10 protein-coding genes are annotated in these 20,942 nt (G+C 67.2%); 7 read left to right on the forward strand and 3 right to left on the reverse strand.

Features of this window, described 5'->3' with window-relative positions; genetic code table 11:
- Window positions 1–26: 26 nt before the first annotated feature.
- From pglW to AC1DYZ_RS05500, 7 genes are read left to right on the forward strand one after another with little or no spacing between them, the layout of a single operon-like run.
- Entirely contained in the window at window positions 27–4,304 is a 4,278-nt protein-coding gene (gene pglW / locus AC1DYZ_RS05470) for a BREX system serine/threonine kinase PglW (RefSeq protein WP_477064186.1), read from the forward strand.
- Complete coding sequence (gene pglX / locus AC1DYZ_RS05475; protein WP_477064187.1) at window positions 4,301–7,900, forward strand: BREX-2 system adenine-specific DNA-methyltransferase PglX; 3,600 nt, start codon at window positions 4,301–4,303, stop codon at window positions 7,898–7,900. The genes pglW and pglX overlap by 4 nt, the downstream gene beginning before the upstream one ends.
- Window positions 7,849–11,667: a BREX-2 system ATPase PglY family protein gene (locus tag AC1DYZ_RS05480; RefSeq protein WP_477064188.1), complete on the forward strand. Its 3,819-nt coding sequence runs from the start codon at window positions 7,849–7,851 to the stop codon at window positions 11,665–11,667. The genes pglX and AC1DYZ_RS05480 overlap by 52 nt, the downstream gene beginning before the upstream one ends.
- The gene (gene pglZ / locus AC1DYZ_RS05485) at window positions 11,664–14,405 is read left to right on the forward strand and encodes a BREX-2 system phosphatase PglZ (protein WP_477064189.1); all 2,742 of its coding nucleotides are present in this window, start codon (window positions 11,664–11,666) and stop codon (window positions 14,403–14,405) included. The genes AC1DYZ_RS05480 and pglZ overlap by 4 nt, the downstream gene beginning before the upstream one ends.
- A 4-nt stretch (window positions 14,406–14,409) precedes the next feature.
- Entirely contained in the window at window positions 14,410–14,874 is a 465-nt protein-coding gene (locus AC1DYZ_RS05490) for a BREX system ATP-binding domain-containing protein (RefSeq protein WP_477064190.1), read from the forward strand.
- On the forward strand, window positions 14,835–15,764 hold the full coding sequence (gene brxD, locus AC1DYZ_RS05495) for a BREX system ATP-binding protein BrxD (protein WP_477064191.1): 930 nt from the start codon (window positions 14,835–14,837) through the stop codon (window positions 15,762–15,764). Before AC1DYZ_RS05490 ends, brxD begins: the two co-directional genes overlap by 40 nt.
- A 7-nt stretch (window positions 15,765–15,771) precedes the next feature.
- On the forward strand, window positions 15,772–17,844 hold the full coding sequence (locus AC1DYZ_RS05500) for a DEAD/DEAH box helicase (RefSeq protein WP_477064192.1): 2,073 nt from the start codon (window positions 15,772–15,774) through the stop codon (window positions 17,842–17,844).
- Between the two features lie 4 nt (window positions 17,845–17,848).
- Here the strand turns inward: AC1DYZ_RS05500 and AC1DYZ_RS05505 are convergent, their stop codons facing one another.
- Genes AC1DYZ_RS05505 through AC1DYZ_RS05515 form a run of 3 tightly spaced genes read right to left on the reverse strand, consistent with a single transcriptional unit; the run spans window position 17,849 to window position 20,743 of the window.
- On the reverse strand, window positions 17,849–18,664 hold the full coding sequence (locus AC1DYZ_RS05505; protein ID WP_477064193.1) for a hypothetical protein: 816 nt from the start codon (window positions 18,662–18,664) through the stop codon (window positions 17,849–17,851).
- A gap of 20 nt (window positions 18,665–18,684) precedes the next feature.
- The gene (locus AC1DYZ_RS05510) at window positions 18,685–20,436 is read right to left on the reverse strand and encodes a DNA/RNA helicase domain-containing protein (RefSeq protein ID WP_477064194.1); all 1,752 of its coding nucleotides are present in this window, start codon (window positions 20,434–20,436) and stop codon (window positions 18,685–18,687) included.
- Window positions 20,423–20,743, reverse strand: coding sequence for a nucleotide pyrophosphohydrolase (locus AC1DYZ_RS05515; RefSeq protein ID WP_477064195.1), 321 nt, complete (start codon window positions 20,741–20,743; stop codon window positions 20,423–20,425). Before AC1DYZ_RS05515 ends, AC1DYZ_RS05510 begins: the two co-directional genes overlap by 14 nt.
- Window positions 20,744–20,942: the final 199 nt, after the last annotated feature.

The raw sequence follows: 20,942 nt of genomic DNA on the forward strand, positions 1-20,942 counted from the left end.
CCGGAGAGGCCTAAGGGCTGACAGGCATGAGTTCGCAGGGGACTATTCCGACGTTTGACCCGGAGCGGACGGACCGGCCTGGGTCTATTGCGTGCGCACTGGCAGGATGCCCAGGAGAACTACTTGAACCACGGGCAGGGGACACGCGCGCAATGACGCAGTGGGAGTCGCTGGGGGATCCGGCGAGCCCGGCCGAAGCCGAGGCGCTGGAACGGCTTCGGGCGGTAGTGTGCGCGGGGCCGGTTGCGCGCGGCTGGACGAACGTGACGTTCGTCGATCTCAACGGTCGGACGGCTGAGCTCGACGCGGTGATCGTGACGCGGGTGGGTGTCTTCGTCGTCGAGCTCAAGGGCTGGTCGGGCAAGATCGGCGGCACCCAGCAGTCGTGGCGGATCACGTCCGGCGCGGGGACGGTGCGGACCGAGAGCAACCCTTTGTGGCTCACGGAGCTCAAGGCGAAGCGGCTGAAGAGCTTGCTGATGGCGAAGGCGCGGAACAGCCAGGAGCGCGCGGCGGTGCCCTTCATCGGCGCGCTCGTCGTCCTGCACGGGAAGGGCAGCGTCGTCGAGTTGGACGACCATGCGGGTCAGCGGATCCTCGCGCTCGACGGTGCGGGTGTGAGCTGGGCGGGGGATCACACCCTCGGCATGTTCCTGAGCACGCCGGCGGATGACTCGAGTCGGATGCTCGATGGCACGCGCGCCCGCAAGGTCGAGACGCTGATGCTGCACGCGGGTTTCACGCCGACGCCCAAGACGCGGATGATCGGCGACTACTCGCTGGAGAAGGCCGACCCGCTGGGCGAGGGCCCGACGTGGCAGGACCTGCTCGCGCTCCACCCGCACCTGCCGGGTGCCAAGCGGCGGCTGCGACTCTTCGACGTCCCGCCCGGTGCAGGAGAGCAACAGCGAGCAGAGATCGTCATCGGCGCCGAGCGCGAGTTCACGCTCACTGATGGTCTGAATCACGACGGCATCGTCAGCCCGCGCGAGTTCTACCTCACGGACAGCGGCCCGGCGCTGCTCTTCGACTACCGCCCGAACGCTCGCTTCTTGGACGACTGGATGGCAGAGCGGGGAGCCGATCTGGACCTGGACAGCCGACTGGCGATCATCCGCGACATCGGCGAGACGCTCCGATGGGCGCACGAGCGGCGACTGATGCACCGGGCGCTCACACCTCGGCAGATCGAGGTGACGGAAGGTGCAAGTGGGAAGCCTCGTGTCGCCATCCGGGACTGGATGACCGGTCAGCGGGTCGCGGGCTCGCGCACGACGCAGCTGACCGTGCACTCGCAGGGCGCTGCGGACGTGCTCAACCTCGTTGAGACGACCTCACGGCTCTACCTGGCCCCGGAGCAGCTCAGCGGACGGGCCGACCTTCCACCCGTTCCGCTCGACGTGTACGGCTTCGGCGCGCTCGCGTACCTCGTGCTCACCGGCCGCGCGCCGGCGACGACGTTCGCTGAGCTCGAGCAGAAGCTGGAGTCGGCGGGAGGCCTCGATCCGTCTGCCGCCGCTCCTGACATCCCCGAACCGTTCGCGCAGGTGGTGCTGGAGGCGACGCGGGCCGTCGAGACGGACCGCACCGCGAGCATCGACGAGGTCCTCGACGCCCTCACGGCCGCCTACGAGCTCGTCACTGATCCGACCACGCAGCCAAGGCCCGAGATGGACCCGGTCGACGCGCTGAAGGGTGCGATTCTCGGCGACCGGTTCGAGGTGACCGGAAGGCGCGGATCAGGTAGTACGGGCATCGCCCTCGAGGTCGTCGACTACGAGTCGGGCCAGGAAGGGCTCATTCTCAAGGTCGCACGCGACGAGCGGTCGATCGGCCGCCTCGCCGACGAGGCGACAGTCCTTGCACAACTTGATCACCCTCGCGTGGTCAAGCTGTTGGGCGGGCCGATCCTCGTCCAGGGCCGCAGCGCGCTCCTGCTGAGCGACGCCGGCCCGGAGACGCTCGCTGCGCGCCTGGAGGCCGAGGGTCGGTCCACGATCGAGCAGCTCGAGAACTACGGGCGGGACCTCTTCGAGGCAGTTGCGCACCTTGACGAGCGAGGGGTGTTCCACCGGGACATCAAGCCCGCCAACCTCGCCATCGGTCCGGACAGGTCGACGCGCAGGCCGCGCCTCAACCTCTTCGACCTCTCGCTTGCCGTCGAACCGCTGACCAACCTGTCGTCGGGGACCGCGGACTACCTTGACCCCGGACTCGGGAAGGGGCGCCGCAGGCAGTTCGACCGGGCCGCCGAGCTCTATGCCGTGGCGGTGACGCTCTTCCAGATGGCTGCCGGCGCAATGCCGTGGTGGGTGAGCGGAGGAGCGCGACCCCAGGGACCATCGGACCTGCCCGGCTTCACTGAGTCAACGTTCGAAACGACGGTGGCGGCCGGGCTGCTCGCGTTCTTCCGTTCCGCTCTTTCCCTCGACCCAGATGCCCGCTTTGCGTCCGCTGACGAGATGGCTCGAGCCTGGCAATCGGTCTTCACCGGTATCGACGAGAGTGCCGACGACGAGCTCGACGCGCAGGCTCGGGAGGCGGTCGCGGGTGCGGCCTCGCTCGACACTCCTCTCGAGGACGCCGGCCTGTCGGCACGAGCTCTGTCGGGCGTACGGCGACTTGGTGTGTCGACGGTCCGTGACCTTCTCGGACGCAGCCCGGTCGAGGTCAACTCGATCGCTGGTCTGGGCGAGCGCTTCCGCAAGGAGGTTCAGGCGCGGGTTCGTCATTGGCGCGGTCGCTTGCTGGACGAGGATGCGACGTCGCTGAGCCGGAGCTCGGTGCACGAGGTCGATGCCTCGGCCGTCGAGGTCATCATCCAACGCCTGCTCGCGGGGCGATCGGTGCCGATGACCGCGGCAGTCAGTCTGATCGTCGGCGCACCAGACTCGGCAAACGAAGCAGCCGCGGAGACACTGGGTACGTGGCCGGCGCTCGCGGACGTGGCGAAAATCGTCGGACTGTCGCGATCGGAGGTTGCGGAGCAGGTCGCGACGGCTGCGACCGCGTGGGCCGCCCGCAAGACAGCGCGGCCCGACCTCGACGTCGTCGAGCTGCTGGAGCTGGCGGGTGGCATCGCGACGCTCGACGAGCTGACCCATGCAGTGCTTCGAACGCACGGTTCCGCCGTCTCGGCGCGCGATCGAGTTCGGCGCGCGGCCGGCTACGTGCGGGCAGCGGTGGAGATCGACGCCGTCAGCGCAGCTCCACGCATGGCCGTGCGACGAGTGGGTGACCGCGTGCTCCTGGCCACGGACGTCGAGGAGGGGGAGCGTCCGGGCGTGAGCGCCGAGACGCTGCTCGATCTGGCAGAGCGGCTCGCGGCCGCCGCGGACGACCTGGTTGCGTCTGGCGAACCCGTCCCGCACGTCCGCGCCCGCACGACCCTGCGCGGGATCGCGACCTCTGGCGCACTCAACGACGAACGGCTGGTGCGCCTCGCCGCCTCCGCATCGGCGGAAGCGGTCCTCTCGAGCTCGGGGGAGCTCTACTCGCGCTTGCTCGACTGGCGTGTCGCGGTCCGCGCGGTGCTCGCAGGTCAGGGGTTGCGGACGATCGATGTCGCAGGTATCCGGAGGCGTGTGACCGCGAGATTCCCCAGCGTGATCGACGTCCCAGGACGGCCCCAGCTGGACCCTGTCGTGGAATCCGCTGTCCCGGGGATGCGAGCTACGGGTGATGTCTTCACTCGGGTGGAGTCCAGCACGGGGAGGACCGGGACATCGACGGGGTCGTCGGTCCACCGCGGCAAGGTGCCAGCCAGCCAGGTCGCGGCGCAACTCGCGTCGTCGCTCCGCTCGAGGTCCGCGCTCACCCTGTGCGCGCACCCTGATGCCTACCTCAGCACGGCCGAGATGATCGCGCGGATCTTCCCGGAGATCCGAACGGTCGACATCGGCGCCGAAATCGTGCGCGCAGCACGCGCAGACGCTCAGACCGTCGGCGCGTCGTGGGACTTCGTTCTCGGTGCGGACGTCGAGCCGCCAACATCGCCCCTGGGCTCAGATCTGCGCGTGTTTCTCGAGCCGACGATCACGGCCGTGTGGGAGCGCTTGATGGCTGACGCTTCACCGCTCCTCCTGACGAACGCCGGCCCGCTGCTGAGGTACGGGTTCACCTCGGCGTTGGCGGAGATGCTCGATCTGTCTACAGAACGGCCCGCGGCCCGCTGGCTGCTGGTCCCCCGCCCGAGAGCCGTCGCGGTCCCCATGCTCGATGGCCATGCCATCCCCCTCGKCGCCGACCGCCCGGTCGACGTCCCTGTTGATCTGGAGTCTGTGGTGTCTGGAGCTCACGCGTGATCGTCTCGAGTGCTCTGCTGAAGGATCTGCGTGGCCAGCTCAAGCTGGTGGAGGCCGACCTGCGCCGCCAGGCGGAGGACCCGGACGTCGCGTGGTCGATCGAGCTTCGGGAGCAGTTCGACCACGCGACGCGGGCCGGTCGGACTGGTTTGACGTGGTCGGCCTGGCGCGACGGCGAGATCTCCCAGGCGGCCGTCGCGTGGCTGATTGCCGCGACGTTCATCCGGTTCTGCGAGGACAACGACCTTCTCGAAGGCGCCGTGGCCGACGGGCAGATCCCCGCGCCGTGGATCGCCGGGCAGACGGACACGCCGACCGGATCGCGGGTCGCTCGAGCGGTCGAGCATCAGACCGGGTACTTCATCGACCACCCGGCGCGCAACGATCGTCACTGGTGGCGCGAGGCGTTCTCCGTTCTGGCGAAATTGCCGGCGGGTAAGTCGCTGGTCGATCCCGCGCACAACCCCGTCTGGCGCGCGGACATCTCGCCTGATGCCGCGCGTTCCTTGCTGGAGTTCTTCCGTCGCACCGACGCGTCCGGAGGGCTCGTGCACGATTTCACCGATTCCGAGTTGGACACGCGGTTCCTCGGTGACCTCTACCAGGACCTGTCCGAGTACGCGAAGAAGACGTTTGCGCTGCTGCAGACGCCGGTATTCGTCGAGGAGTTCATCCTCGACCGCACCCTGGAACCCGCCATCGCCGAGTTCGGGCTGAAAGACTTCAAGATGATCGACCCGACCTGCGGTTCAGGGCACTTCCTGCTAGGCGCTTTCGACCGTCTCCTTGCCCACTGGAAAGACGAGGCCCCTGCCCTCGACCTGCGTGAGCAAGTGCAGCTCGCACTCGATGCGATCCACGGTGTCGATCTCAATCCATTTGCAGTCGCCATTGCCCGATTTCGCTTGACGGTTGCCGCGCTCAAGGCGTCCAGCGAGCGAACGTTGGTCAGCGCGCCGACCTATCGGTACCACCTCGCGATTGGAGATTCACTCCTTGGCGAACAAGGAATGCAGGGCGATCTCCTTTCGACGCGCGAATCGTTCATCTACGAGACTGAGGATCTCGGTGACTTTAACGACATTCTCTCGCCGGGGCAATTCCACGTCGTCGTGGGTAACCCCCCGTACATCACGGTCAAAGATAGGATTCTGTCGGACGCGTATCGGAGGGCTTACGCGACGTGCCACCGCCAGTACGCACTATCGGTCCCGTTCATGGAGCTCTTCTTTCGCTTAGCGAGACGCCAGGGGCCCGATGGTGGCGCAGGTTATGTCGGTCAGATCACCTCGAATTCGTTCATGAAACGTGAGTTCGGCACCAAGCTCATTGAAAATCTTCTCTCAGGCGCCGACCTCTCAAACCCCGTCGACCTAACCGCTGTCATTGACACTTCGGGTGCCTATATCCCGGGTCATGGCACGCCGACCGTTATCATCACCGGCCGCCGCCGGCGCCCCAGCACCCCCACCGTCAAAGCCGCCCTCGGCATCCGCGGCGAACCGGGTCAACCCGCCGACCCGGCGAACGGCCTGGTTTGGTCCGAGATCACCAATCACATCGAGGACCAGTCCTACAATGGCATCTTCACCACAATCATTGATGTACCTCGCGAGAGCTTCGCCCATCACCCGTGGTCCCTTTCGGGGGGTGGCGCGTCGGAACTGCTGAAGGTCGTCACCGCTGGCCCCCGGACACTGGCTGATCTGGAAGTAGAAATCGGACGGTCGACGCACACCGGACTCGATGAGGCGTTCTATCGCGATAAAGGATTCGGTAGGCGCAAAAGAATCGCCGAGATTGTCCCGGTGGTGCTCGGCGACGAGGTTCGCGACTTTCTCGTTTCGAACGAGACGACCACACTCTTCCCCTACGACTCGCTAGGCAATCCGACGGACCCTGCTCGGCCCTTCCTCGACGATCTTTGGCCACTTCGTACCTCGCTACGAAAGCGGGTCGATTTCGGGAACACGCCCGAACAGCGAGGCCTCCGGTGGTTCGACCACAGCATGTTCTTCCCCGTGCGCTTCCGAGCACCATTGTCAATCACGTTCGCGTTTGTGGCTACGCATAATCACTTCGTGTTGGATCGGGGTGGGAAGGTTTTCAAGCAGTCGGCTCCGGTGATCAAGCTGCCTGCGTCGGCGAGTGAGGAGGATCACCTCAACCTCCTCGCGATCCTCAACACCAGTACAGCGTGTTTCTGGCTAAAGCAAGTGTCATACCCCAAGGGCGGCGACCCTGTCGGCGGGGACGGCGCACGGGTTAGTGCCGAGATGTGGGACGATCGTTACGAGTTTACCGGCACCAATCTGCAGGAGTTCCCGCTCGTCTCTGCCGACTTTGTTGACTGGGGTCGCCGCCTAGATCGCCTGGGTCAACGCATGAGCGCTAGCTCGGCAAGCGAGGCGCTCAAACGAGGCGTCGCGCTGGACGGCGCGAGGAACTCGTGGCACGACGTTCGCTCGCAGATGATCTACGCGCAGGAGGAGGTCGATTGGGCTGCGTATCGTGCGTACGGGCTCATCGACGAGGACCTCACCCATTCGGGAGACGCCCCGATATCCCTCGTGCTCGGGGAGCGGGCGTTTGAGATTCATCTGGCCCGACAGATCGAGGCTGGGAGCGAGGCGTCGGCGTGGTTCGAGCGGCATGGCAGCGTGCCGATCACAGAGTTGCCTTCCACCTGGCCGGCCGAATATCGCGAACTAGTCGAGCGCCGTTTGGCGCTTATCGCATCTGACCCGTTCGTCCGCCTGCTGGAGAGGCCGGAGTACAAGCGGCGTTGGGCGACGCGTGGATGGGATGCGTTGGAGAAGGACGCTGTAACCGCCGCCATTCTCGACCGGCTTGAGCGTGCCGATCTTTGGCGCGATGCTTCCGGACCCGTTACGAGATCGGTTGCAGAGTTGGGTGACCTTCTGCGCGAGGACCAGATGCTTCTCGACCTGCTGCGGCGACTGACGGAGGATGCCGACGTGGACGTCGTTCGGGCGCTGGAGCGGCTCGTTGCCGAGGAGTCCGTCCCGTACCTGGCGGCGTTGCGGTACAAGCCGTCCGGCGCCGAGAAGTTTCGCGAGTGGCAGCGCGTCTGGGACATGCAGCGAGAAGAAGACCGCATCGACGAGGGCGGGCCTGGAAACAGGCCAACGATTCCGGTGCCGCCGAAGTATGGGCCGGTCGACTTCCTCAAGGTCGCCTACTGGAAGGCGCGCGGCAAGCTCGACGTGCCGAAGGAGCGGTTCATCGTCTACCCCGGGGTGACGCGCACGGGCGAGGGCTCGACGGTCCTTGGTTGGGCCGGCTGGAACCACGCCGAGCAGGGCCTTGCCCTCGCCCGGCTCGTCGGAGACGTGAAGGCTGCAGGCGCGACCGACGAAACGGTGATCCCGCTGCTCGCAGGTCTGGCCGAGGTCGAGCCTTGGGTCGCCCAGTGGCACCACGAGATCGACCCTGCGTTCGGCACAAGCCCTGCTGCTGCGGTCTCAGGCTTCCTTGATGGGGAACTGCACGAGTACGGAGTCACGCGTCAGGGCGTGACGGCGTGGACACCGCCGGCGGCGACTCGCGGCCGCCCCCGAAAGGATGCTTCATGAGCCAGACCACCCCGCTCCGGGACGTTATCGACATCCCCGAACACGTCGCTGCGGCCGACTTCGTGCTCCAGCTGCATGCGGGCGTTGAAGCCGCCGAGCGGACGCTGGACGAGTACATCGTCACGGATGCGATCGCCAAGTCGTTCGACTCCGCGCTCGGGCTGGTGGGGAGCGCCCTCTCGTCTGGTGCGCCAAAGGGTGCGTTCGTGCACGGCTCGTTCGGCTCCGGCAAGTCGCACTTCATGGCGGTCCTGCACCTGCTTCTCACCGGAAATGCGAAAGCACGTGCGCTTCCGCGGCTGCAGGAAGTCGTGGCCAAGCACGAGGGCACGCTCGCGAAGCGCTACTTCGCGGTCGACTACCACCTGCTCGGCAAGAAGTCCCTCGAAGAGGCTGTGTTCGGCGGCTACCTCGCCGAGGTCAAGCGTCGGCACCCGGACGAGGCGCTGCCGGTTCTGCATAAGTCGGACTCGCTCCTGGCAGACGCACGCGGTCTGAGGGCGGACTTCGGGGACGACGCCTTCTTCGCGCGCCTGAACCAGGGGACTGGTGCGCCGGCGGGGGGAGGGTTTGGATCGAGGGTGGCCGCCGGAGGTGCATGGACTCCCGAGGCCTTCGAGGTCGCTGCTGCGTCCAAGCCCACAGACAAGCAGCGACTCGCGCTCGTGTCTCGGCTGCGGGAGACCTTCTTCACCGCATCGATTGACAGCGGTGAGTGGCTCGAGATCTCTGAGGGTCTTCAGGCGATGACGAACCACACACGCGCCCTCGGCTACGACGGACTCGTGCTGTTTCTCGACGAGCTGGTGCTCTGGCTGGCACAGCGACTCGCCGACCCGACTTTCATCGCGACGGAGGTCGGCAAGGTTTCGAAGCTCATCGAGACGGAGTCCTCGTCCCTCGCCGTGCCGATCATCTCGTTCGTAGCGCGCCAGCGTGACCTCAAGGACTTCATCGGCGATGCCGGAGTGGGCGCCGAGAAGCAGGGCATCGCACAGAACTTCGGATTCTTCGAGGGCCGCTTCGACACCATCACGCTCGCAGCGGCAGACCTGCCGAAGATCGTGCACCAGCGCATCCTGCAGCCGAAGAGTGAGCATGCGGGGTCGGAGCTTCGCTCGGCGCTCGCGCAGATCAAGGCCAATCGCGCCGCATGGTCCGCGTTGCTCACGGACGAGGCCAACGCCGACGAGAACGCTTTCGCTCTCGTCTACCCCTTCTCGCCGGCTCTCGTTGATGCCCTCGTGGCCCTGTCCTCGCTGCTGCAGCGCGAGCGCACTGCACTCAAGGTTCTCTCCGAGCTGCTCTCGAGGGGACGCGACGAGCTCGTCGTCACCGACGTCATTCCCGTCGGGGACCTCTTCGACATCGTCGTACTCGAGCACAAGGCGCTGGCCGCCGAGATGGAGCAGCGGTTCGAGGTCGCACGCCGGTTCTATCGGGACCGTTTGCGCCCCCACCTGCTCTCCGAGCATGGACTGACCGACGAAGCCGCCGCGGACTTGCCCCGAACCCATCCGTTCCGCAACCACGATCGGCTCGCCAAGACGCTGCTCGTTGCCGAGATCGCGCCGGAAGCAGCCTCGCTCAAGAACCTGACCGCCGGGCGCCTGGCCGCGCTGAACTTCGGATCCGTGCGCGCGATGCTCCCGGGCCAGGAGGCGGCGCAGGTGCTGCAGATGGTCAAGGGTTGGTCGAGCCACTTCGGCGAGATCCGTGTCGGCATCGGTCAGGACCCGATCATCACGCTCACCCTTTCGGGCGTCGACTACGAGTCGGTCGTCGAGCGCGTCGCAGCCGAGGACAAGGCGGAGACCCGGCGACGCCTGATCCGCGACATCCTCGGAACGGCTCTCGACCTGCCCGCGCAGGACGGGCTCCTCACCGATCGGCTCTACCAGCACGTCTGGCGGGGCTCCCGGCGTGATGTGGAGGTCATGTTCGCCAACGTCCGCGACTCGAACGTCCGAGACGACCAGCTGCGCGCCAGCGCGGGCCGCTGGAAGCTCGTCATCGATTACCCGTTCGACGAGGCGGACTTCTTCCCGTCCGACGACTTCGCACGCCTGGACCGACTCAAGTCCGACGGCCTCGAGTCGGACACGATCGCGTGGATCCCGTACTTCTTCACCGCGGAGCGGATGAACGCGGTCGGCAGGCTCGTCCTTCTCGAGTACCTGCTCACGGGCGACCGGTTCGACCAGAACGCGGATCACCTCGCGGTCCTCGAACGTCCGCAGGCTCGACGCACACTCGAGACACAGCGAGAGTCGCTGCGCGCTGACCTGCAGGAAGCGCTCCTTCAGGCGTATGGGATCCACGCACCGCGGGATGCGGACGTCGACGCGGGGAAGTCGGATCACCGCATCTTCGCGACGTTGCGCGCGGGCCTGCAGATCAGCAAGCCGAACGCGGCAACTCTTCGAGAGGGCGTCGCCAAGGTTCTCGATGAGGCCTACGCCGACCAGTTCCCGTCGCACCCGCAGTTCGAGCCAAGCACCTCCGAGGTGAAGCGAAGCGAGGTCGGCACCGTCCTCGCGGCGGTCCGGCAAGCGATCTCGACGCCGGCCGGCCGACTCGATGGCCTCGACAAGCCGCGCGCACAGGTCCTCCGGCGCGTGACCGGGCCCCTCGGACTGGGAGAGGCAAAGGAGAACGTCTTCGCCATCTCCCAGGCGATGTTCCGGTGGTGGGGCGACATCACGCAGTGGGTGGCGAGCGCGGCGGCCGCGAACGGCGCGGTACGGGTGGGTGACATCCGCTCGAGGTTGGCGGGCCACGGGATGTCGCGCGACATCGAGGACCTCTTGATCCTGACGTGGGCGGCCCTCGACGACCGAGAGTTCCGGCGGCACGGAGGTCGGCTGCCCGAGCCAGCCATCGGGGCACTGCCCGACGACGTCGAGATGTCCGCACCTACGCTTCCGGACGAGGGGGAGTGGGCGGCGGCCGTCGCGCGCGCCGCCTACCTGTTTGGGATCTCTGGCGAGCATCGACGCTCGGCGCCGGCGGTCCAGCGGCTTGCTGGCAAGGTGCGCGAGCTTGCACGGAGTGCTTCGTCGCCGAATCAGCAGCTTGTCGACTCCCTGCTCCGGCACGGCTCCCAGCTGGGCATCGACGCCGCCGGAACTAACGCTCGTTTGATGACGGCAGAACGCGGTCGCGATCTTCTCGTCGCCTTGAGCTCGCGGGGCGACGACACCGACCTGCTCGTCGAGCTGGCCCGTGCGGACTTACCAACGGAGGTCCATCCGCTGGCCAAGTCCATGGCGTCGGCGGCGGACGTGGCCGCGGCTGTGTCGCGCATTCGGTGGGACCAGGTGGGCGAGGCCACCAAGCTCGACGGCGGCGCCGAGATCCGAACGCGGATTCATGCCGCTGCGCGCGCGGAGGAACTGCATGCACCGCTCGCCCAAGCGCTGGCGGCGGCCGCGGCCGACGCGGACCGGCTGGTTCTCGCGGAGCTCGAGCATTTGCGTCGCGAGCGGGAGGAACGAGAGCGGGTCGAGCGCGAGGAGCGGGATCGCCTCGAGCGAGAGCGCCTCGAGCTGGAGCGGCTCCAGCGGGAGGACGAGGAGCGGCGTCGACAGCTAGGGCTCGGGGGGTCGACTCCGTTGCCTCCGATCATCGACGATCCCGATCACGTCGACCTGGTCATCGACGACTCAGCGCGTGTGGACCTCGAGGGAGTAAAGCGAGGCGTCGCAGCCCTCGCGCGGAGCCACCCGGGGAAGCAGATTCGGGTCACGTGGAGCGTCGTGGAATGAGCGTCGCGGCGGGTCATCGAGTGCGCCCCGCAGAGGCGGGGTATGTCCGGCAACGCGCAGCGGCACTTGTTGAGCGTGCTGCAGAGCGCGTGGAGATCCTGCGGGCCGCGCCGGTGTGGGATGGGCCCGACGCCTTCGTCGAAGGGGGCGCCACGGTCCGCGTCCGGCCGTGCGTGTCGGCGCTGGCCGTGCTCGATGCTTACGAGCAGCTGTCTCCCGATGACTACCTGGTCGTCCTGACCGACCGCGACGCGCACGACCTCGGCGACACGATCCTGCTGCGCGCGCGTGGCCACCGGCCGCACGTCATCGATCCGTGGTCGGCAGTTCCGGAGCTGTTCGGTGCACGGACGGCCGACCGAGACCTGCGCGCCCGCGGTTCGTGGGTGCCGGCGGCGCTGCTAGCCCAGCGTCCGGCTGGAGGTTGGCCTGCCGCGCCGGCGGGCACGGTCACCGAGTCGCACGCCCTGAGCAACCTGCTCTCCCAGGTCCTGGGAATGCGGGTGCCGTCGAGTCTCGACGAAGTGAGCCTGCTCCTGCGGCTCGATACGCCCGAGGGCCGACTGGCCTGGCAATCGACGCCTGCGTCCCTTCGCGATGGGCTCACGGCGTGGGCGGGTGACGGCCTAGGCGCTGCGGCGGAGCTCGCCATGCGCATCGCCTCGACCAAGCAGGTGTCGGTGTGCGGCGTCGGGCTCGCCCTGGACGTGGTCTGGCCGCGGTCCGAGGACCACGCCACCGTCACCGAGGAGCAGAAGGCGGCGCGGATCCGCGCGGAGTCGAAGGTGCACCCTGCCGCAAGCGCCACCCGCTCGCGAGCGCTCGCTGATGCGTCGCGGCTGATCGCGGCCAGGCATGAAGACTCTGGCGATGCGGCGCTCGGTGTCGCGCTCGACGCCGCAGAGGCTGTCCTCGACGACCTGCAGTGGGCCGTCGGTGCGGAGCGAAGTGACTGGCTCGCGACGGGACTCCGCGCCCGTCTCGGCCACCTGACCGAGCATGTCCGCGCCTCGCTCGCGAAGCCGGTGGGGTCAGGCCCCGAGAGCCAGCTGGCCGAGCTGCTCGAGCACCGACTGGCGCGCCGGAATGCGCGCGAGATCGTCGCGGCGCGGATGGCCGTCAGGCTTGTGCGCTGGCTCGGTGCACCGGACGGCGCTGGCCGCGCGGAGGCCTCTTCGCTGACGGAGGCTCTCCACACCCAGGTCGACGACGGAGCGTGGGTGGATCGCGCGCTGGCCGCGGTGCACACCGGGTCGGCGTTCCCCGAGGTCGCGCTCGTGTACGGCGAGCTGGTCGCGGCAGTACGGGTGTGCCGTCGCGAGCGAGACCGGGCGGCAGCGGCGCTTCTCGCAGGTGCAACGGCTGACGACCATCCCTTCGGCGACATCATCGCCCTGGAAGAGCTGCGTCAGCGCGTAATCGTTCCAATGGCGAAGGCCACCCGCACGCTCGTTGTCGTCGTCGATGGGATGAGCGCGGCGGTCTCGTACGAGATCGTCGACTCCGGACTTGCCCGAACGTGGACGGAGCTGCTCCCTGCGGACTCCGTTCGTCGCGCCGTCGGTCTCGCTGTGCTGCCGAGCATGACCACGTACTCGCGGACGTCGCTCTTCGCCGGGTCGCTCCAGGCAGGGACTCAGGACGCCGAGAAAAAGCGGTGGCGCGACGACCTCGGCGCCGCGATCTACCACAAGGAGCAACTGCAGACCGGGGCCGGCGCCATGCTCCCGGCCACCTTGGTCGACGCGCTCGAAGGACCGGATGCGGTGATCGGTGTCGTCCTCAACACCGTGGACGACGCGCTCAAGAGCGCGGACCCCGGTGGGACGGCCTGGACCGACGAGACGGTCCGCTACCTGGCGCCACTCCTGAATGCGGGTTACATGGCGGGCCGCACCGTCATCCTGACCTCCGACCACGGGCACGTGATCGAGCGAGGCGGACAGCTGCGCAGCTACCCAGGCTCCGATGCGCGCTGGCGCGGTGCGGAGCCGACCGCAGCAGAGGGCGAGGTGCTGGTGACGGGCCGACGCGTCCTGGCACCCGAGGGCCGCGCAGTCTTGGCGTGGGACGAAGACATCCGCTTCGGAAAGCGGTCCGCCGGGTACCACGGCGGGGCGAGCCTCGCCGAGATCACCGTGCCCATCATCGTCCTGGCGCCGCAGCCGGACGCCGAGATCGCAGGGTGGCGCGCGGGCCCGCCGCAGATGCCGAGCTGGTGGAACGACCCTGTCGTCGCAAGGCCGGATCCCTCCGGGGGCGGCCGACGAGCGCTCCGAACGGCTCCAGCCAGCGGCGAGACCGCCGCCCGCGAGACCCAGGCGCCGCGGTCGAGCAAGTCGCGCCAGCGGGCCCAGGACGCCGGGCAGGGGATGCTCGGCTTCGACCTGGCGGAGGAGTCGCCGATCGAGTCGCTGGATCCCGATGCGGCACTGGTCGACGCTCTACTCGGATCGGCGACCTACCGTGAGCAGCGCCTCCACAGCGGCCGTCACCCACTCGACGATGCCGTTGTCCGCGCCTTCGTGCTCGGTGCGTTGCGTCGGGGCGGGCGCGCGCACCGCGACACGCTGGCAGCCGAGGCGGGCGTCGCCACTCCACTCGTTGCGGGGACCGTCGTCATCCTGCGCCGTCTCCTGAACGTGGACATGTACCCCGTCATTCGCGACGACGAAGACGGAGTCACTCTTGTGCTCGACGTGGCACTCCTGCGTCAGCAGTTCGGCCTGGGATCCTGACGCCGTGGTAGTCATCAGCCCTCGTCGCCGTTCCGAAGTCATCGACGCACTCCGTCGAGGCACCGTCCCTCAGCAAGGTCTGGACGTGCTGGCCGTCGGTCTCGAGAAGTTCGAGACGGCGATCGACGGTGAGCTCACGACCGTGGCGAACGGCGGCGGGCAGTTCAAGGCTGTCCGCGGCGAGTACGGCTCCGGCAAGACCTTCTTCACGCGATGGCTCGTCGAACGGGCGAAGCGCGAGCGCTTTGCGGCGGCCGAGATCCAGATCTCTGAGACGGAGACGCCCCTCCACAAGCTCGAGACSGTCTAYCGCMGSCTCGTCGAGAGCCTGTCGACCGCGGAAGCGCCCCCCAGCGCGCTCCGCGACGTGGTCGACGGCTGGTTCCACGTGCTGACCGAGGACGTCATCGCCGCGGGCAGGCCGACCCGATGGACGCACAAGCGCTGGAGCGTGCCACGAACGACCTGATGGAGCTGCGCCTCGCGGAGGTGAGCCGTACCGCACCCGCGTTCGCCACCGTYCTGCGGGGATACCGCCGCGCCCGTGCCCAGGGCGACGCGGTGCAGGCAGAGGGTCTGCTCGCGTGGCTGGCAGGGCAGCCTCATGTCGCGGCGTCCGTGCGACGGGCCGCTGGAGTGCGAGGGGAGCTCGACCACTTCGGCGCGCTCGGCTTTCTGCAGGGTCTGCTCACCGTCCTGCGGGACTCCGACTACCGAGGCCTGGTTGTCGTGCTGGACGAGGTGGAGACGCTGCAGCGCGTCCGGTCCGACGTCCGCGAGAAGTCGCTCAATGCCCTCCGACAGCTCATCGACGAGGTCGACGGAGGGCGATTCCCTGGCCTCTATCTCGTGATGACCGGAACGCCCGCGTTCTTCGACGGCCAGCAGGGCGTGCAACGGCTCGCTCCGCTTGCGCAACGGCTCGCCGTGGACTTCGACACCGACGCGCGCTTCGATAACCCTCGCGCGGTGCAGATTCGACTGCCCGGCTTCACCCCGGACTCGCTGAGATCGCTCGGCATGCGGGTGCGCGACATCTACGCCGCCGGTGCGGTCTCACCGGAGCGTGTCCAGTCGGTGGTCGACGACCGCTACATCGAGCTTCTCGCGGGAGCGGTCGCAGGCGAGCTCGGCGGTCGCGTCGGCGTTGCGCCCAGGCTCTTCCTGAAGAAGCTCGTGGGCGACGTGCTCGACCGCGTGGATCAGTTCGCCGATTTTGACCCGCGCCAGCATTACAAGCTCACTATCTCCGGCTCCGAGCTGACCGAGACGGAGCTCGAGGCCAGCCATCTCGGCGACGCTCGCGCGGCCGCTCGCGTCGCGCCATCCAGCGTCGACGACATCGACCTCGATCTGTGAGTTCCGCATGAGCGAGACGGGCCTCGACTCGGCGCTCGAGTATCACGTCGTCAACACCCTGGGGTGGCCTGCGCTGCGCCCGTTGCAGCGCGCCGCTGTCGGGTCAGTGCGGTCCGGCGCGGACGCGCTTCTCGTGGCTCCGACAGCGGGTGGCAAGACTGAGGCAGCGATCTTTCCGCTGCTCAGCCGCATGGTGGCGGAGGAGTGGACCGGCACGTCGGTGATCTACGTGACGCCCCTGCGAGCGCTCCTGAACAACCTGCACCCACGCCTAGAGGCGTACGCCGGGTGGCTTGGACGGACGGTCGGACTGTGGCACGGTGACATCGGAGACGCCGCTCGACGAAAGATCCGCTCGGAACGCCCCGACATCCTCCTGACCACGCCGGAGTCGCTCGAGGCGATGCTCGTCTCCCGCCGCACCGACCATCGCGTGATGTTCGCGAGCGTCCGCGCGGTGGTGGTCGACGAGCTCCACGCGTTCGCGGGCGCAGACCGAGGGTGGCATCTGTTGGCGGTGCTGGAGAGGATCCAGCGCATCGCCGATGCCCCGCTGCAGCGAGTGGGACTCTCCGCCACAGTCGGCAACCCGAACGAGATGATCACCTGGCTCCGGGGGAGCACCGAGTCGTCCGCGTCTCGACCACCGGGGGTCGTCGTCGACATCCCACCAGCCGCCGACGCGCCGGCCGCCGCGATGACGCTCGACTACGTCGGCTCGTTGACCAACGCTGCGGTGCTGCTCTCGCAGATGTACCGGGGCGAGAAGCGACTCGTCTTCTGCGAGGCCCGCGCACAAGCGGAAGAGCTCGCCTTCGACCTGCGCGCGCGCGGAGTGACCACATACGTCTCGCACTCGTCGCTCTCGGTCGACGAGCGCCGGCAGAGCGAGCGGGCCTTCGCCGAGGCGCAGGACTGCGTGATCGTCGCGACCTCCACGCTGGAGCTCGGCATCGACATCGGCGACCTCGATCGAGTCATCCAGATCGACGCGCCGCGGACCGTGGCGTCGCTCCTGCAGCGGCTGGGACGTACGGGGCGCCGGCCCGGGTCGGTGCGCAACATGCTGGTGGTGGCGACCAGCAGTGACGCCCTCCTGCGCGCGGCGGGGCTCCTCCTTCTGTGGGGCCGCGGGTACGTCGAGCCAGTCGAGCCACCTCCTTCTCCTAGGCATCTGGCAGCGCAGCAGTTCCTGGCGCTCGCGCTGCAGGAGGGAAGGTTCGGGCCCAGTACCTGGCGCCGGTGGTGGGGAGACAGCGACGTCATGGCCGACGGCGACGTCGTGCTCGACTACCTGCGCGCCGAAGAGTTCCTCGTCGAGGACGAAGGCATCTGCTTCATCGGGCCACGCGCCGAGAAGGAGTTCGGCCGGCGACACTTCATGGACTTGCTCGCGACATTCACCGCCGACCTGGAGCTCCGGGTTCTCGCCGGCACGAAAGAGATCGGTTTCGTCTCGCCGCTCTCTGTCGGCAGCCACAACCCGGGCGGCGAATCCCGGTTGCTGCTGGCGGGGTACGCATGGTTCATCGAGCACGTCGACTGGGAGAAGCGCACGGTCTTCGTGCGGCCCGAGCCCGAGAAGGGTGTCTCGCTGTGGTCGAGCGGGGCGATCTCCGAGTCGTTCGCACTGAGCAGGGCACAGCGCGACGTTCTTCTTGGATCGGATCCCAGCGTCACACTCTCGAAGAGAGCAGTGGAGCGGCTGGCTCGGCTCCGAGACGAGGAGAGCCGCACAGTTGACCGTGGCGGGCTCGTGCTGGAGCCGCGTGGAGCGCGTTCGAGGCTGTGGACGTGGGCGGGTCGGCGGGCCAACGAAACGATCGTCGGTGCTCTGGGCATTGCGGCCGACGCAGCGTCGAACAACCCGTACATCGACCTGCCGGCGGGGATCGGCCCAGCGGAGATTCGATCGGCGGATATCTCGACGGCATTGCCGGTGATCAGCCCCGAAGCTGTCGAGGGCTTGAAATTCTCAGCTGCGCTGCCTGTTGAGCTCGCGCGTGCGACGCTCGCCGAACGATTCGTCGATCGGCGGGGCGCGCTCGATGTCGTCCGGTCGTCGATTGTCCTGCCTTGATGGCTTAGGTAGCGCCGACTTCGAACTGGTCGCGCAAGAGCGACACGTCGAGGCGCACCGTGGAGTGGTCAGCGTCCCGGGTCAAGACGTTGTAGCCCTCGACGTTCAGGAGTCGCCGCATCGCGGCGAAGGTCGGATCGAATGAGCGGCCCTCGAGTCCTGCGGCAGCAGCGAGTTCACGCGCAGACGCTCGTCCTTGGCCGGCCGCCAGCTGGGCAACGACCGCGTGGACGAGGTCGATTCGTAGTGCGTGACGACCGGATCGAGCGTGCTGCTCACGGAACGCCTCGCTCGCCAGTAGGGCAGAGGCCAGTGCCGCCTCCGGCCCGCTGGGATCAACCACACGAAGCTGGATAGGGGGCGTCGCGCGGGGTGCAGCACTGGGCGTCGGCAGATGGATAGGGCGGCTCGGCGTGCGGTTAGGGGCGCGCGGTGTGCGCTGTGCGCTCGAAGGCGTAGCGTCCGGCATCGGGCCCCACTCGCCGCTGTCGATCCTGCTGATCAGTGCAGCCGCCGTGTCTGCCATGGCGACGGGGTCTGCCAGGAACTCCTCCAGGACAACGAGATCGAGGCGACCACCCTTGGTCGGCTTGCCTTGATAGTGAGGGAGCTGCGTCATGATGTCCGACGTCTTGCGCGAGACGCTATTGAGACTCCGGAAGCTGGCTGGCCGCCCCAAGAGTGGGTGAGCGAAAGGAACCTGCAGCCTGCGCGACAGCTGGGCCACCCGTGGGTCCGCTGCGCGCAGCTCCCACCAGTCGTTTTGACGGACGAGATCGCAAGCAAGGATCAGCTCCTCACGGGACCAGTTGATCTGCACGTGCGTAGTCTGCGTGACGGTCAGGCGGAAGCGATGGACCGATGCAGGTACGCGCGCAATGCCGGGTCGCACGCGTACACGTAGGTGCCTTGCATGCCCCTCGTGAGTAGCACTCGATAGATGTTTCCGATGAACTCGAGCAGGTCGTCGTCGGAGTAGACCCGACCGAGCCGTGGGTTGTTCTCCTTCCCCTTCCGATCGCGGTAGTGGTCGCGACATATCACGAGCCGCTCGCTCGTCGTGTCGTACGTGAGCTCCGGACCGATGATGACGCCGGCATAGTTCAGGTCGTAGCCCTGGACGGTATGGATCGATCCGACCTCGTCGAGCGAGCCCGGCGAGTTGATCCAGTCTCGATCGGTGCTGTTCCAGCGCAACCGACATCCGTCGAGCTCGATGTCGAACGCCGCGCCGTCGTTCTTGCTCTTCCACTCCCACGCGTATCCCGCGACGAGTCGTGACAAGCCGACCTCGCGGTCTCTCGCGACGATCGCGCGCTGCATCTCGCCGAGGTCGTCGAAGACGCGCAGGTCGTAACCCGCGTGGGCGAGGCGGTCCAGCGACTCCCGCCCAGGCGCTGGATGAAGGAGCTGGCGAACAAAGTCGACGTAATCGGCACCTGCCTGCACCCGCATCTGCGTAGTCAGCGGATAGAGGCGGCTCGTGCGTCGCGCCTCTGCGGTGAGGCCGCCGAGGAGCTCATTTGGCAGGTCCGCCGGGCGAACGCGCTGCTCGGCATCGACAAGGAAGATTTGATGGTCGCTCCGAGCCCGGATCCAGTCCAACTGCGTCCGCGCATGATCATCCACACCAAACAATTGCTCGTTGATAGCGGCAAATTTCTTGTTCTGCACGGCTGATGCCTGGTTCGCCCGTTGATTCAGCCGGTGCGTTTCGTCGACGATCAACAGGTCGAACTTATCTCCATCTCCGACCTGAAAGGGTGACAGCACCATGCTCCTGTCAAGTCCTGGAGTCCGCTGGAACACTCGTTGAATAGACGTGCGAAGCGATTGTTGCGGAACGACGAGGCCGATGCGAAAGTCGGTGAGCAGCTCCCGATATCCGTCGGTGAAGAAATCCGAGAACATCCAGTCGCGGTCGAGTACATCGTCGGGCGCCGTCTTGGAGATATCGGTGAGCAGCTTCATGAGGTAGATGGCCACGATCGTTTTGCCGGTACCTGGTTGGCCTTGGATCACCATCGTGCTGGGTATGTTGGCCCCGAGGTCTGCAAAGAGGCCCTCGAGGATATCGTCGACTGCGACCGCCTGGTCCTCCGTCAGTGCCTTGAACGGAGAGAGCTTGAAGAGGTCGCTGTTCTCGATCTCGCCGATCGTGCTCGAGAAGAGGCCGTCGGCTCGCAGCCGCTCGAAGATGTCCTTGAAGCGCGCTCGGTACGACTCGCGACGGAAGTAGTCCGCGTCGGTGATTCCGCCGTTGAGGTTGAGGACCGCGAACTTGCCGTCACCGGAGAACCAGCGGATCAGATGAGACTCCAGGTCTAGGCACACCGACTTGTTGAACTCGTCGTCCACCACGACCCGGACGTTGCTCATCCCTGACTTCGCCCCGGAGTCGATGTGCTGCCGGATTCGAGAGCGCACATTCAGCGTCTCGCCGACGTACACGGACGAGGTTGATCGGTCGAACGTTGGACGACCATCGATGACGTAGACCACGGGCCAGTTGACGCGTCGCGGATCGGCGGCGGCCCAGGTCTCGACGGCGTGCGTCGTGAATTCGATGCGCTCGAGGTCAGAGCTCGTCATACCTTGCGCTTCGTCCTCTAGCTTTGTCGGCGGGGTACTTCTTCCGGGTCTCGACGAGCTTGTCGAGAACAATGCGATCGGGGTCGACGCCCAACTGCTGGGCCAGTAGTAGGCAGTAGGTAAACACGTCCGCAAGTTCGGAACGGACTCTCTCGGGGCTTGCGCCAGCGCTCCACTGGAAACATTCCAGTAGCTCTCCCGCTTCGATGGCGATGCTCTTCGCCAAGTTTTCCTGGCTGTGGAATTGCGCCCAGTCGCGCTCTGCGACAAACTCGGCAAGTTCCGCGCGGACCGTCGAGTCGACCATTCGAGCACGGTAGCAGAGAAGGCGCATAGCCCTGCGAGCCGCCTCGCGCGGGCGCGGAGGGTTGGGCCGCGGAGCCGTTGCTAACGATGCTCGGTTTGGTCCGGCCATCATGCGCGGGGTATCCGGTGGGTTCGCCGGTTCCGGTTCTGGGACGTTCGGCCCGGGGACGATCGTCCCTGGATCGGTCCTTGCGGTTCGC

It is taken from the genome of Cellulomonas sp. P1_C4 (assembly GCF_056406355.1).

Bases quoted from the DNA above. Each gene is read 5' to 3' on its own strand.
- pglZ (WP_477064189.1), top strand. From the start codon at position 11,664: ATGAGCGTCGCGGCGGGTCATCGAGTGCGCCCCGCAGAGGCGGGGTAT.
- AC1DYZ_RS05500 (WP_477064192.1), top strand. From the start codon at position 15,772: ATGAGCGAGACGGGCCTCGACTCGGCGCTCGAGTATCACGTCGTCAAC.
- AC1DYZ_RS05510 (WP_477064194.1), bottom strand. From the start codon at position 20,436: ATGACGAGCTCTGACCTCGAGCGCATCGAATTCACGACGCACGCCGTC.
- AC1DYZ_RS05515 (WP_477064195.1), bottom strand. From the start codon at position 20,743: ATGGTCGACTCGACGGTCCGCGCGGAACTTGCCGAGTTTGTCGCAGAG.